The organism is Azotobacter salinestris (assembly GCF_009363155.1).
Taxonomy (GTDB): domain Bacteria; phylum Pseudomonadota; class Gammaproteobacteria; order Pseudomonadales; family Pseudomonadaceae; genus Azotobacter; species Azotobacter salinestris.
In genome coordinates this window covers 1549444-1562830 of sequence record NZ_CP045302.1, presented here as the reverse complement: position 1 = coordinate 1562830, position 13387 = coordinate 1549444, and the positions used below count along the sequence as shown (strand labels likewise).

Genomic DNA, 13387 nt, shown 5'->3' with positions numbered 1-13387 from the left:
AAAACGGGGAATTTAGCACAGAGGGCGCCTTGCCCAAAATCCCTGCCATTGTTAGAGTCTGCGCTCTTTTTTACCCATGCTTCGCCTCAGGGTTCCCGTCAATGTTCAAGAAACTCCGTGGCATGTTTTCCAGCGATCTGTCGATCGATCTGGGGACTGCCAACACCCTCATTTATGTGCGCGAGCGCGGCATCGTTCTGAACGAGCCGTCCGTGGTCGCCATCCGCACGCACGGCAACCAGAAGAGCGTCGTGGCGGTTGGAACCGAGGCCAAGCGCATGTTGGGACGAACTCCGGGTAACATCACAGCGATCCGCCCGATGAAGGACGGCGTGATCGCCGACTTCAGCGTCTGCGAGAAGATGCTGCAGTACTTCATCAACAAGGTGCACGAGAGCAGCTTCCTGCAGCCCAGCCCGCGCGTGCTGATCTGCGTGCCCTGCAAGTCGACCCAGGTCGAGCGTCGCGCCATCCGCGAGTCGGCCCTCGGTGCCGGCGCTCGCGAAGTGTTTCTGATCGAGGAGCCGATGGCTGCGGCCATCGGCGCCGGCCTGCCGGTGGACGAGGCGCATGGTTCGATGGTCGTCGACATCGGCGGCGGCACCACCGAGATCGCCCTGATTTCCCTGAACGGCGTGGTCTATGCCGAGTCGGTGCGGGTCGGCGGCGACCGTTTCGACGAGGCCATCGTCACCTACGTGCGGCGCAACTACGGCAGCCTGATCGGCGAGGCCACCGCCGAGCGCATCAAGCAGGAGATCGGCACGGCCTGGCCGGGCAGCGAGGTGCGCGAGATCGACGTGCGCGGGCGCAACCTGGCCGAGGGTGTGCCGCGCAGCTTCACCCTCAATTCCAACGAGGTGCTCGATGCGATCCAGGAATCTCTGGCGAGCATCGTCCAGTCGGTGAAGAGCGCCCTGGAGCAGTCCCCGCCGGAGCTGGCCGCGGACATCGCCGAGCGTGGCCTGGTGCTGACCGGTGGCGGTGCCCTGCTGCGCGATCTGGACAAGCTGCTGGCCCAGGAAACCGGGCTGCCGGTGATCGTCGCCGAGGACCCCCTGACTTGTGTGGCGCGTGGCTGTGGCCGGGCGCTGGAAATGATCGACAGCCACCGCATGGATCTGCTCTCCACCGAGTGAGTCACAGGGGCAGGCTTCGAGCCGCATGCCGAAAGCGACGCCTGGCGTCGTTTTCGACCCGTGGCTGATGGTTGAGGCTTGTAGTCGCGAGGAACCCGCTATCAAACTGCTCTTCAGCAAAGGGCCTTCGCTCGTGATGCGCATGTTGGTGCTGGCGGTGCTTGCCGCCACGCTGATGGTGGTGGATGCCCGTTTCGACACCCTCAAGCCGGTACGCAGCCAGCTGGGACTGGTGCTGACCCCCTTCTACTGGCTGGCCGATCTGCCGGTGCGCATCCGGGATGGCATCAACCAGCAGTTCAGCAGTCGCAGCGAGCTGCTGGCGGAAAACGAGAAGCTCAAGGCCGAGGCCCTGCTGATGCAGCGCCGCCTGCAAAAGCTGGCGGCGCTGACCGAGCAGAACGTGCGCCTGCGCGAACTGCTCAACTCCGCGGCGCTGGTGGACGAGAAGGTGCTGGTCGGCGAATTGATCGGCGTCGACCCCAATCCCTTCACCCATCGCATTCTGATCGACAAGGGCGAGCGCGACGGCGTGTTTCTCGGTCAGCCGGTGCTCGATGCCCGCGGCCTGATGGGGCAGGTGGTGGAGGTCATGCCCTATACCGCCCGGGTACTGCTGCTCACCGATACCACCCACAGCATTCCGGTGCAGGTCAATCGCAACGGCCTGCGCGCCATTGCCGTCGGCACCGGCAATCCGGAGCGTCTGGAGCTGCGCCATGTCGCCGATACCGCGGATATAAAGGAGGGCGACCTGCTGGTCAGCTCCGGCATGGGGCAGCGCTTTCCCGCCGGCTATCCGGTGGCCGTGGTGAGTGAGGTGATTCACGACTCCGGACAGCCATTCGCTATCGTCCGCGCCGTACCCACCGCCGCGCTCAACCGCACCCGCTACATGCTCATGGTGTTCAGCGATCCGCGCTCGCCGGAGCAGCGCGCCAGCGAGGCGGCCCAGGCTCAGGAGGCCCACGACCGCCAGCTCGCCGAGCAGGCGAAGAGTCAGGCCCCGCAGCCGGCGACGGAGGCTGCGCCGGTTCCCGCGCCGGCAGCACCGGCAAGGCCGGCCCCGGCGGGCGCAGGCGGGGCACGCTGAATGGGCGAGCACAACGGTTGGCTGATCTGGGCCAGCTATCTGGTGGGTCTGTTGCTCAGCGTGGCGCCCATGCCGGGCTTCATGGAGGTTGGACGGCCACTCTGGCTGGCGATGTTCATCACCTACTGGATTCTGTCCGTGCCGCAGCGGGTCAGCCTGACGTTGACCTGGCTGCTGGGGCTGGCGATGGACGTGCTCTATGGCGTGCTGCTCGGGCAGCATGCCCTGACCCTGACGCTGATCGCCTTCCTGATGCTGACCTTGCAACAGCGTGTCCGCATGTTTCCGCTGTGGCAACAGAGCCTGGTCCTGCTGGTAGTCTTCGGGCTGGCCCAACTGGTCCAGCTCTGGCTCAATGCGCTGGCCGGCAATCGCCCGCCGACCCTGGCCTTTCTAATGCCGGCCCTGGTCAGTGCCTTGCTCTGGCCCTGGGTGTTCGCCGCCCTGCGCAGCCTTCGACTGAGCTTCAATGTCCACTAACCCCTGTCCCCCGGCGAGACGGCGGGCGGGTCTTCAGACAGAAGGAAATCGCATGGCTGCCATGCTCTACCTGGCCTCCGGTTCGCCTCGCCGGCGCGAGCTGCTGATGCAGATCGGCGTGCCCTTCGTCCCGCTCGCGGTGACCATCGACGAAACCCCGGCACCGGACGAGACGCCGGCAACCTATGTGGAGCGCCTGGCGCGCGACAAGGCGGCGGCCGGTCTGGCCAGCCTCATCGGTGACCGGCAGGCGGTGGTGCTCGGTGCGGATACCACGGTGGTGCTGGACGGACGCATCCTCGGCAAGCCGCGGGACCGTGACGAGGCACAGGCCATGCTGCAGGCGCTCGGCGGGCGCGGGCACGAAGTGCTGACCGCGGTGGCTCTGGCCGCGGCCGGGCGCTGCGAAGCGCGGGTGGTGCGCAGCCGGGTGGCTTTCCGTCCGATTGCCGCCGACGAGGCCGAGGCCTACTGGACCACCGGGGAGCCGCGGGACAAGGCCGGCGGCTATGCCATCCAGGGCCTCGCCGCGGTGTTCGTCAGCCATCTCGAGGGCAGCTACTCGGCGGTGGTCGGCCTGCCGCTCTGTGAAACCGCGCAACTGCTGGCCGAGTTCGGCATTCCGTGCTGGCAACAACAATGACAAGGCGCTTGAGCAGACAAGCTGCGCCCAGCTCCGGGAATATGCGATGAGCGAAGAAATCCTGATCAATATCACGCCGATGGAGTCGCGCGTGGCGGTAGTGGAGAACGGTGTGCTGCAGGAGGTGCACGTCGAGCGTACCCAGCGCCGCGGCATCGTCGGCAACATCTACAAGGGCCGGGTGGTACGGGTACTGCCGGGCATGCAGGCGGCCTTCGTCGACATCGGCCTGGAGCGTGCGGCATTCATTCATGCCGCGGAGATCTCCACCCGCGAGGGCAATGCGGTGGAGAACATCGCGGCCCTGGTGCACGAGGGGCAGAGCCTGGTAGTACAGGTCACCAAGGATCCGATCGGCAGCAAGGGGGCCCGGCTGACCACCCATCTGTCGATTCCTTCCCGCTATCTGGTCTACATGCCGCGTACCCGCCACGTCGGCATTTCCCTGAAGATCGAGGATGAGGCCGAGCGCGAACGCCTCAAGAAGGTGGTTGCCGACTGCGTGGCCAGCGAGGGGATCGAGCACGAGGGCGGCTTCATCCTGCGCACTGCCGCCGAGGGTGCCGGAGCCGACGAGATCCTCGCGGACATCCGCTATCTGCGCCGTCTGTGGGACCAGATCGCCGGGCAGATACAGACCGCCGGCGCACCGACGGTGATCTACGAGGATCTCAGCCTGGCCCTGCGCACCCTGCGCGACCTGGTCAGTCCGCGCATCGAGAAGATCCGCATCGACTCGCGGGAAACCTTCCAGAAGGTGTCGCAGTTCGTCTCCGAACTGATGCCCGAGATCGCCGATCACCTCGAACACTATCCCGGCGAGCGCCCCATCTTCGACCTGTACGGGGTCGAGGACGAGATCCAGCGGGCCCTGGAGCGCAAGGTGATGCTCAAGTCCGGCGGCTATCTGATCATCGACCCGGCCGAGGCGATGACCACCATCGACGTCAATACCGGCGCCTTCGTCGGCCATCGCACCCTGGAAGAAACCATCTTCAAGACCAATCTCGAGGCGGCCACCGCGATCGCTCGCCAACTGCGCCTGCGCAATCTGGGCGGGATCATCATCATCGATTTCATCGACATGGAGGATGAGGAGCATCAGCGCCAGGTGCTGCGCACCCTCGAGAAGCAACTGGAGCGCGACCACGCCAAGACCAACATCATCGGCATCACCGTGCTGGGGCTGGTGCAGATGACCCGCAAGCGTACCCGGGAAAGCCTCGAGCAGGTGCTCTGCGAGCCCTGCAGCTGCTGCCAGGGGCGCGGCAAGCTGAAGACGGCGGAAACCATCTGCTACGAGATCTTCCGCGAGATTCTCCGGGAGGCCCGCGCCTACCAGGCCGAGGGCTATCTGGTGCTGGCCAATCAGAAGGTGGTCGATCGGCTGCTCGACGAGGAGTCGGGCAACGTCGCCGATCTCGAGGCCTTCATCGGCCGCCCCATCAAGTTCCAGGTCGAGGGCACCTACTCCCAGGAGCAGTACGATGTTGTCCTGCTGTAAGCCCTGATCATGCCGCAATCCTCCCGCCTGCTTGCAGTTGTCCTGCGCATCCTGCTGGGGCTCGGCTTCCTCGGCCTGATGCTGCTGGCGCTGGGCGTCAGCCTGGGGCGCCAGCTGGCGCCGCTGGTTGCCGACACCCGCCTCGAGGTGCAGGCGCGGGTCCGCGACGTACTGGACATGCCGGTCGCCATCCGTGCCCTGGAGGGCCGCTGGACCGCCCTGGCTCCACGGCTGCTGGCGCGCGACGTGACGATCGGCGAGGGCGAGGATGCGCTGCACCTGGAGCGGGTCCAGGTACGTCTCGATCTGCTGCGCACCCTGTTGGCCCGCGAGTTGCGCGTCGCCGCGCTGGAGGTCGAGGGGGTGAGCTTCACCCTGGCGCAGGATGCCGAGGGGCGATGGACCTTGGAGGGGACGCCGCAGCGCGGCCGGCAGCGGCCGTTCAACCCGGACGAGTCCCTGCGTGCCCTCGAGCGGATCGACCATCTGTCGCTGCTGGACAGCCACGTTACCTTCGCGCCGCACGGGCAGGAGCCTTTCTCCTTCCAGAACGTCGACCTCACGCTGCGCAGCGATGGCTGGCAGCAGCGCCTCGACGGCCGCCTGATCCTGCCCGACGGCCAGCCGCTGCAATTGAGCCTGCACGGCGAGCTGGCCGACGAGGGCTGGCGAGAAAGCTCCGCCGAACTCTACGTCAGCCTGCCGCAGAGCGACTGGGCGGGCTGGGTGCCACGCAGCCTGACCGCTGACTGGCGAGTCGACCGGCTGCGTGCCGGCGGCGAGTTCTGGCTGTCTTGGGACAAGAGCCGCCTGCAGCGCGCGGCGACCCGCCTGCAGGTGCCCGAGCTGCGCATCCGGCGTACCGGGCAGGCGCCGGCCGAGGTGCACGATCTGGCGCTGAGCGGGCATTTCCTGCGCGATGATGAAGATATCCGTGCCTTGATCGATTCACTGGCGGTCGACTTCGGAACATCCCGCTGGGACGGTGTGCAGATCGCGCTCGAGAAGCAGGGCGCAGCCGATACGCCCTCCACGTGGACATTGACCGCCAACCATCTGGACCTGACGCCGCTGACCCCGCTGGTGCAGGCCCTGGCCCCGCTGCCGGAAGTCGCCGAGACCGCCCTGGAGGCGTTGCGGCCGCGTGGCACCCTGCGCAACCTGCGGCTGGACTACCGCCCTCAGGCCGAGGGCGGCCAGCGCCTCGCCTATGCGGCCAATCTCCAGGGCGTGGCCTTCGACGCCTGGCATGGCGCGCCGGCCGCGGACAACGTCAGCGGCAGCGTCAGCGGCGATCTGGCCGGTGGCGAGCTACGTCTCAACGGCAAGGATGTCGCCTTGCATCTCGCGCGTCTGTTTCCCCGTCCCTGGCGCTACCGGCATGCGGCTGGTCAGCTGTTCTGGCAGATCGACGAGCAGAGCGTGACGCTGCGCAGCCCCTACGTGCAGACGGACGGCGAGGAGGGCCGCGCCGCCGGGGACTTCCTGATCCGTCTACGCCGCGACCCGGCGGAAGAGGACTACATGGACCTGCGCGTCGGCCTGCGCGACGGCGATGCCCGTTACGCCGAGAAATACCTGCCGACCCTCTCGCCCGGGTTGTCGCCGCAGCTGGCCGACTGGCTGAAGAGCTCGATCCGTGCCGGCCGCGTGGACGAAGGCTATTTTCTCTATCAGGGTGCGCTGAACAGGGGCGCCGAGGATGCGGCGCGCAGCCTCGGTCTGTTCTTCAAGGTGCGCGATGCCGAGCTGGCCTATCAGGCGGGCTGGCCGGAGCTGCGCGAGGCACAGGGCGAGGTGTTCGTCGAGGACAGCGGCGTACGCGTGATCCTGGACGGGGGGCGGGTGCTGGACACCCGGCTGAGTTCGGCCAGGGCCGAGATTCCCTCGGCCAGGGGTGGAGTGCCGCGCTTGCAGCTGGAGGGCGAGCTGGAGGGCAGCGTCGGCGACGGCCTGCGCATTCTTCGGGAGGCACCGCTGGAAACCGCGGAAATCTTCGCCGGCTGGTCGGGCGAGGGGCCGTTGCAGGGCCGGCTCACGCTGGATATCCCGCTGCGCCGGGAGGCGGAGCAGTCGTCGCGGGTGGTGGCGGAGCTGCGTACCGAAGATGCCCGCCTGCACATGGCCCAGCCGAACCTGCAGCTGACCCGCCTGCAGGGAGCTTTCACCTATGACACGGCCAGGGGGCTCAGCGCGCCGGAGATTCGCGCCCAGGTGTTCGGCCGGCCGGTGCGCGGCCGGGCGCTCGCCGAGGGGCGCAATGGCAAGGCGCGGTCCCGCATCCAGGCCAGCGGGCAGGTGTCCGCGGCAGCGCTGGCCGAATGGTTGCAGGTGCGCCAGCGCCTGCCGCTGTCCGGCATGCTGCCCTATCGCCTCGAGCTGCTGCTGGACGGTGCGAACAGTTGGCTGCAGGCCGACTCCACCTTGCGTGGCCTGCGCATCGACCTGCCGGAGCCGCTGGGCAAGCCCGCCGACGAGTCCCGCGAGACGCGCTGGCACATGACCCTGGACGGTGCCGAGCGTCGTTACCGGCTGAATTACGCCGACCGGGCCAGCCTGGCCCTGGCTGCGCCTCCCGGGCGGTTCGACGAGGGCCGCGGCGAGCTGCTGCTCGGCGGCGGGCAGGCCCAGCTGCCGACAGCGCGCGGCCTGTGGCTGCGCGGCCGGATCGCCACTCTGGACTGGGATGCCTGGCAGGCGGCTCTGGCTCCTCTGGCCAGCCAGGGGGCCGAGCAGGTCGGTCTGTTGCGTGGCGCCGAACTGGACATCGGTCGTTTCCAGGGGTTCGGCGCCAGCCTGAGTTCGCTCGGCGCCCTGCTGACATCCAGCCGGGCCGGCTGGAGCCTGCAGCTGGAAGGCCCGCAGATCAAGGGGCGCATCGCCATCCCGACGGCTTCCCAGGCACCGATCGTCATCGATCTGTCGCATCTGCAGCTGCCGGTCACCACGCCCGGCACTGTCGGTGCGCCGAGCACGCCGGCTGCTGCCGATCCTCTGCAGGCGGTGGATCCGCGGAAGATTCCGGCGCTGGATGTGCGCATCGCCCGTCTGCAGCAGGGTGCCGAGCTGCTGGGAGCCTGGTCGTTGAAGACAAGGCCGCGTCCCGATGGCGTGCAGTTCAACGATCTGAATCTGGATCTCAAGGGCTTGCGGGTACTCGGCAGCGCCGGCTGGCAGGGGCGGCCCGGCGCCACCCGCAGCTGGTTCCGGGGGCGCCTGCAGGGGGGCGACCTCGCCGATGTGCTGCTGGCCTGGGGGTTTGCTCCGAGTGCGTCCAGTGAGACGTTCCGTGTGGACATCGATGGCAACTGGCCGGGCTCTCCTGCAGCCCTGGCCTTGCAGCGCTATACGGGCAGCTTCGATGTCAGCCTGAGGCGGGGGCAGTTCCACGAGGTGGAGGGCGCGGCCTCGGCCCTGCGGGCGTTCGGCTTGCTCAACTTCAATGCCATTGGCCGCCGGTTGCGTCTCGATTTTTCCGACCTGTTCGGCAAGGGGCTGAGCTACGACCGGGTCAAGGGGCTGGTCGAAGGGCGCGACGGAGTCTTCCGGACGGAAATCCCGCTGACCCTGACCGGACCCTCGAGCAACCTCGAGCTGGACGGCGTCCTCAACCTGCCCGGTGACAGCATTGATGCCAGGCTGCTGGTCACCCTGCCGATCACCAACAACCTGCCGCTTGCCGCCCTGCTGGTCGGTGCGCCGGCGGTCGGCGGGGCGCTGTTTGTCGTGGACAAGCTGCTCGGCGATCGCGTAGCGCGTTTCGCCAGTGTGCAGTATCGCGTCCAGGGCCCCTGGCGAGAGCCTAGAATTACCTTCGACAAGCCCTTCGAGAAACCGCGCTAGCCGGAGAAAAGGTTGCAGTGGACGGCAAAGTGCGAGAGCGTGGGCAGGCAAATTCCGGAAAAAGCGGAGAAAGCCAATGAACGTGGCGGTGCTGCAGATGGTCAGCCAGGACGATGTGCTGGCCAACCTCGCGACCGCGCGCCGTCTGCTCGAGCAGGCCGCTGGCGGGGGCGCGCGTCTTGCCGTCCTGCCGGAGAACTTCGCCGCCATGGGCCGGCGTGATATGGCCGCCCTGGGCCGCGCCGAGTCCGAGGGGCAGGGGCCGGTGCTGTCCTGCCTGCGCCAGGCGGCCCGCGACTTCGGCCTGTGGATAGTCGCTGGCACCCTGCCGTTGCCGCCGGCTGGTCGGCCGCATGCCAAGGCCCATGCCTGTTCGCTGCTGTTCGACGACCACGGCGAGCAGATAGCCCGCTACGACAAGCTGCACCTGTTCGATGTCGATGTGGCGGACCTGCGCGGACGCTACCGCGAGTCGGACGACTATGCCCACGGCGAGCGGGTCGTGGTGGCGGATACCCCGGTCGGCCGGCTCGGCCTGACGGTCTGCTACGACCTGCGCTTTCCCGAACTCTATGGCGCCCTGCGCGAGGCCGGGGCCGAGCTGATCAGCGCTCCTTCGGCCTTCACGGCGGTGACCGGCGCCGCCCACTGGCATGTACTGGTGCGTGCGCGTGCGCTGGAAACCCAGTGCTATCTGCTGGCGGCCTCCCAGGCTGGCTGGCATCCCGGTCCCCGGGAAACCTACGGCCATTCGGCCATCGTCGATCCCTGGGGGCGGCTGCTGGCCGAGCAGGCGCAGGGCGAGGGCGTGCTGCTGGCCAGCCGCGATGCCGACGAGCAGGCGGCGATCCGTCAGCGTATGCCGGTGCACCGGCATCGGCGATTTTCAGTGGCGGCCGTGCCGCGGCCGGTCGAAATGGAGTGAATATGAGCGAGTTGTTGTTACCTGTCAGTCAGCAGCTGCTGAGCCCCGGTGGCCTGGATCTCGATGCTTTGCCCATCCTGCTCGGCGAGCTGGCCGGCCCCGGCATCGATGCGGCCGACCTGTACTTCCAGAGCCAGGTGTCCGAGTCCTGGGTGCTGGAGGACGGCATCGTCAAGGAGGGCAGTTTCCATCTCGACCAGGGCGTCGGCGTGCGCGCCCAGTCCGGCGAGAAGACCGGATTCGCCTACAGCAACGCGATCACCGACGAGGCGTTGCGCCAGGCGGCCCAGGCCGCCCGCTCGATCGCCCGTGCCGGACGGCAGGGCCGGGTGCAGGCCTTTGCCGCCGCCCCGGTGACCTCTCTCTATGCATCGCTCAACCCGCTGGAGGTGATCGACCGGGCGGAGAAGGTCGAGCTGCTCAAGCGCATCGATGCCGCCACCCGGACGCTGGATCCGCGGATCAAGCAGGTCACGGTGAGCCTGGCCGGGGTCTGGGAGCACATCCTGATCGCCGCCAGCGACGGCAGCCTGGGCGCGGACGTGCGTCCGCTGGTGCGCTTCAACGTCAGCGTCATCGTCGAGCAGAACGGCCGTCGCGAGCGTGGCGGGCACGGTGGTGGCGGACGCACCGACTACCGTTTCTTCCTCGAGGAGGAGCGCGCCATGGACTACGCCCGCGAGGCCGTGCGCCAGGCGCTGGTCAACCTCGAGACGATCCCGGCTCCTGCCGGCACACTGCCGGTGGTGCTCGGACCGGGCTGGTCCGGCGTGCTGCTGCACGAGGCGGTCGGTCACGGTCTGGAAGGGGACTTCAACCGCAAGGGCAGTTCGGCCTACAGTGGCCGGATCGGCGAGCAGGTGACGTCCAGCCTGTGCACCATCGTCGACGACGGCACCCTGGCCGGCCGGCGCGGCTCGCTCAGCCTGGATGACGAGGGCACGCCGACCCAGTGCACCACGCTGATCGAGAACGGCATTCTGCGCGGCTACATGCAGGACAAGCTGAACGCCCGCCTGATGGGCGTGGCGCCGACCGGCAACGGCCGCCGCGAATCCTATTCGCATCTGCCGATGCCACGCATGACCAACACCTACATGCTGGCCGGCGAGAGCGAGCCCGAGGAGATCATCGCCTCGGTGAAGAGGGGGATCTACTGTGCCAGCCTGGGCGGCGGTCAGGTGGACATCACCAGCGGCAAGTTCGTCTTCTCCACCAGCGAGGCCTACCTGATCGAAGACGGTCGGATCACGGCGCCGGTCAAGGGCGCGACCCTGATCGGCAACGGTCCCGAGGTGATGACCCGGGTTTCCATGGTCGGCAACGATCTGGCCCTGGACAGTGGAGTCGGCACCTGCGGCAAGGACGGCCAGTCGGTGCCGGTAGGCGTCGGCCAGCCGACCCTGAAGATCGATGCGATCACCGTAGGTGGTACCGGCGCCTGAGGCGGGCGGGGCAGGGCGGCCGGCCCCCGCCGTCAGCGCAATCCGCGTTTGCTCTCGTCGAGTTCGCGGATGTACTTGAAGATCTTGCGGCTGGCGGCCGGCGGCTTGTTCTGCTCCACCTCGTGGCGGGCCTGGCGGACCAGGCCGCGCAGGTGCTGGCGGTCGGTACCCGGGTAGTCGCCGACGAAGGCTTCGAGCGCGTCGTCACCGCCGTCGAGCAGCCGATCGCGCCAGCGCTCGAGGGCGTGGAAGCGTTCGTTGTACTGGCGACTGGAGGCGTCCAACTGCTCGAAGAGGGCGAGAATGGCGTCGACATCCTGGTCACGCATCAGCTTGCCGATGTACTGGATGTGCCGCTTGCGGGCAATGTGCGCGGTGTGTTTCGACGCATCCAGCAAAGCTCGGCGCAGGGCGTCGGTCAATGGCAGGCGATCGAGCTGCTCGGGCCTGAGGGTGGTCAGGCGTTCGCCGAGTTCCTGCAGGGCGTGCAGTTCACGCTTGACCTGGGATTTGCTCTTCTCCTCGGAGAAGTCTTGGTGAAATTCAGACATGGTGGTGGTCCAGAAATATACGTCACCATGATAACAGCAGCTCCGGAGCGACTGGCCCGGACCTGACAGGAGTAGTTATGAATTCAGCAGAAATGGTAGGTCCGCAGGCGCTGCCGGAGTTGCGGGCCAAGGTCGAGCGGATACTCGCCGAGAGCGCACGGCAGGGTGCCACGGCCTGCGAGGTGTCCGTATCCATCGAGCAGGGTCTGTCCACCACGGTACGCCAGGGCGAGGTGGAGACGGTCGAGTTCAATCGCGATCAGGGCTTCGGCATCACCCTCTATCTCGGACAGCGCAAGGGCTCGGCAAGCACTTCGGCGACGGGCGAGGAAGCGATTCGGGAAACCGTGGCAGCCGCACTGGCGATCGCCCGGCATGCCTCCGAGGACGACTGCGCGGGCCTGCCGGACGCTGCGCTGATGCCCGGCGAACTCCCGGAGCTGGATCTCTTCCACCCTTGGGCGATCAGCCCCGAGCAGGCCATCGAGCGGGCGCTGGAGTGCGAGGCGGCCGCCTTCACTGCCGATCCGCGGATTCGCAACGCCGACGGCACCTCGCTCAACTCGCACCAGGGATGCCGGGTCTATGGCAACAGCCACGGCTTCATCGGCGGCTATGCCAGTACCCGACACAGTCTCAGCTGCGTGATGATCGCCGAGGGTGAAGGACAGATGCAGCGCGACTACTGGTATGACGTCAACCGGCGTGGCGAGGCGCTGGCCGATCCGCAGGCGATCGGCCGGCGGGCGGCGGAGCGGGCGGCGCGGCGTCTCGGTGCGCGGCCGGTGCCGACCTGCGAAGTGCCGGTGCTGTTCTCCGCCGAACTGGCCACCGGGCTGTTCGGCCATTTCATCGCCGCCATCACCGGCGGCAATCTCTATCGGCATGCCTCCTTCCTCGAGGGAACTCTGGGCGAGCAGCTGTTTCCCGAGTGGCTGAACCTTGACGAGCGTCCCCACATTCCCCGGGCGCTGGGCAGCGCAGCCTTCGATGCCGACGGATTGCCGACCCGCGCCAAGCATTTCGTCGAGCAGGGGCGCCTGGCCAGCTATGCCTTGGGCACCTATTCGGGACGCAAACTGGGCATGCCGAGCACGGCCAATGCCGGAGGGGCGCACAATCTGTTCGTCACCCATGGCGACGAGGACCAGGCGGCCCTGATTCGCCGCATGGGGCGCGGCCTGCTGCTGACCGAGCTGATGGGGCAGGGGCTCAACCTGGTGACCGGCGATTACTCCCGTGGTGCCGGTGGCTTCTGGATCGAGAACGGGGAGATCCAGTATCCGGTGCAGGAGGTGACCATCGCCGGCAATCTGCGTGACATGTTCCGACAGATCGTCGCAGTAGGTAACGATTTGGAGCATCGCAGCAACATCTGCACCGGCTCGGTGCTCGTGGAGCGGATGACTCTGGCGGGAAGTTGAGCAAGGTGACGTCGGCTGGAGTGCGCCGCCGAATGACTCGGCGGCAGCAGGCAGTGCTGGCGTTGGTTATTCGTCTTCGTCGAAGCGGTTGTTGATCAGCTGAACCAGGGCTTCCAGCGCTTCCCTATCCTGTTCGCCTTCCGTATGCAGGTGAATGTGCGTCCCCTTGCCGGCAGCCAGCATCATGACTGCCATGATGCTTTTGCCGTCGACCAGGCTCTCCGGAGCCCGGCCAATGCGCACCGTGCAGGCATAGCGCCCGGCAACGCCGACGAACTTGGCGGCTGCCCGGGCATGCAGCCCGAGCTTGTTGATGATGGTGACTTCGCAGGCGGGCATC

At 67.4% G+C, this 13387-nt stretch carries 11 protein-coding genes; 9 read left to right on the top strand and 2 right to left on the bottom strand.

Annotated features, from left to right (window positions below; translation table 11 throughout):
- Positions 1-101 precede the first annotated feature (101 nt).
- From GCU53_RS07375 to tldD, 8 genes are all read left to right on the top strand, one after another.
- Entirely contained in the window at positions 102-1139 is a 1038-nt protein-coding gene (locus GCU53_RS07375) for a rod shape-determining protein (protein WP_152387044.1), read from the top strand.
- Between the two features lie 136 nt (positions 1140-1275).
- Positions 1276-2232, top strand: a complete 957-nt coding sequence (gene mreC / locus GCU53_RS07370) for a rod shape-determining protein MreC (protein ID WP_244307142.1) — start codon at positions 1276-1278, stop codon at positions 2230-2232.
- Positions 2233-2712: a rod shape-determining protein MreD gene (mreD, locus tag GCU53_RS07365; RefSeq protein WP_152387042.1), complete on the top strand. Its 480-nt coding sequence runs from the start codon at positions 2233-2235 to the stop codon at positions 2710-2712. It begins immediately after the preceding gene.
- A gap of 52 nt (positions 2713-2764) precedes the next feature.
- Positions 2765-3355: a Maf family protein gene (locus tag GCU53_RS07360; protein WP_152387041.1), complete on the top strand. Its 591-nt coding sequence runs from the start codon at positions 2765-2767 to the stop codon at positions 3353-3355.
- A gap of 46 nt (positions 3356-3401) precedes the next feature.
- The gene (rng, locus tag GCU53_RS07355) at positions 3402-4859 is read left to right on the top strand and encodes a ribonuclease G (protein WP_152387040.1); all 1458 of its coding nucleotides are present in this window, start codon (positions 3402-3404) and stop codon (positions 4857-4859) included.
- 9 nt (positions 4860-4868) lie between these two features.
- Complete coding sequence (locus GCU53_RS07350; RefSeq protein ID WP_152387039.1) at positions 4869-8702, top strand: YhdP family protein; 3834 nt, start codon at positions 4869-4871, stop codon at positions 8700-8702.
- A gap of 76 nt (positions 8703-8778) precedes the next feature.
- Positions 8779-9627, top strand: coding sequence for a carbon-nitrogen hydrolase family protein (locus tag GCU53_RS07345; RefSeq protein ID WP_152387038.1), 849 nt, complete (start codon positions 8779-8781; stop codon positions 9625-9627).
- A 2-nt stretch (positions 9628-9629) separates the two neighbouring features.
- Positions 9630-11072 (top strand): metalloprotease TldD, encoded by a 1443-nt coding sequence (tldD, locus tag GCU53_RS07340; RefSeq protein WP_152387037.1) that lies wholly within the window; start codon positions 9630-9632, stop codon positions 11070-11072.
- A gap of 32 nt (positions 11073-11104) precedes the next feature.
- Here the strand turns inward: tldD and yjgA are convergent, their stop codons facing one another.
- On the bottom strand, positions 11105-11623 hold the full coding sequence (gene yjgA, locus GCU53_RS07335) for a ribosome biogenesis factor YjgA (protein ID WP_152387036.1): 519 nt from the start codon (positions 11621-11623) through the stop codon (positions 11105-11107).
- Between the two features lie 77 nt (positions 11624-11700).
- On the opposite strand from yjgA, the gene pmbA reads away from it, so the two are divergent.
- Positions 11701-13047 carry a metalloprotease PmbA gene (gene pmbA, locus GCU53_RS07330; protein ID WP_152387035.1) on the top strand — a complete coding sequence of 449 codons (1347 nt, stop codon included), beginning with the start codon at positions 11701-11703 and terminating at the stop codon, positions 13045-13047.
- Positions 13048-13113: 66 nt separating this feature from the next.
- Here the strand turns inward: pmbA and GCU53_RS07325 are convergent, their stop codons facing one another.
- Positions 13114-13386 carry an HPr family phosphocarrier protein gene (locus GCU53_RS07325; protein ID WP_152389815.1) on the bottom strand — a complete coding sequence of 91 codons (273 nt, stop codon included), beginning with the start codon at positions 13384-13386 and terminating at the stop codon, positions 13114-13116.
- Between the last annotated feature and the right edge of the window lies 1 nt (position 13387).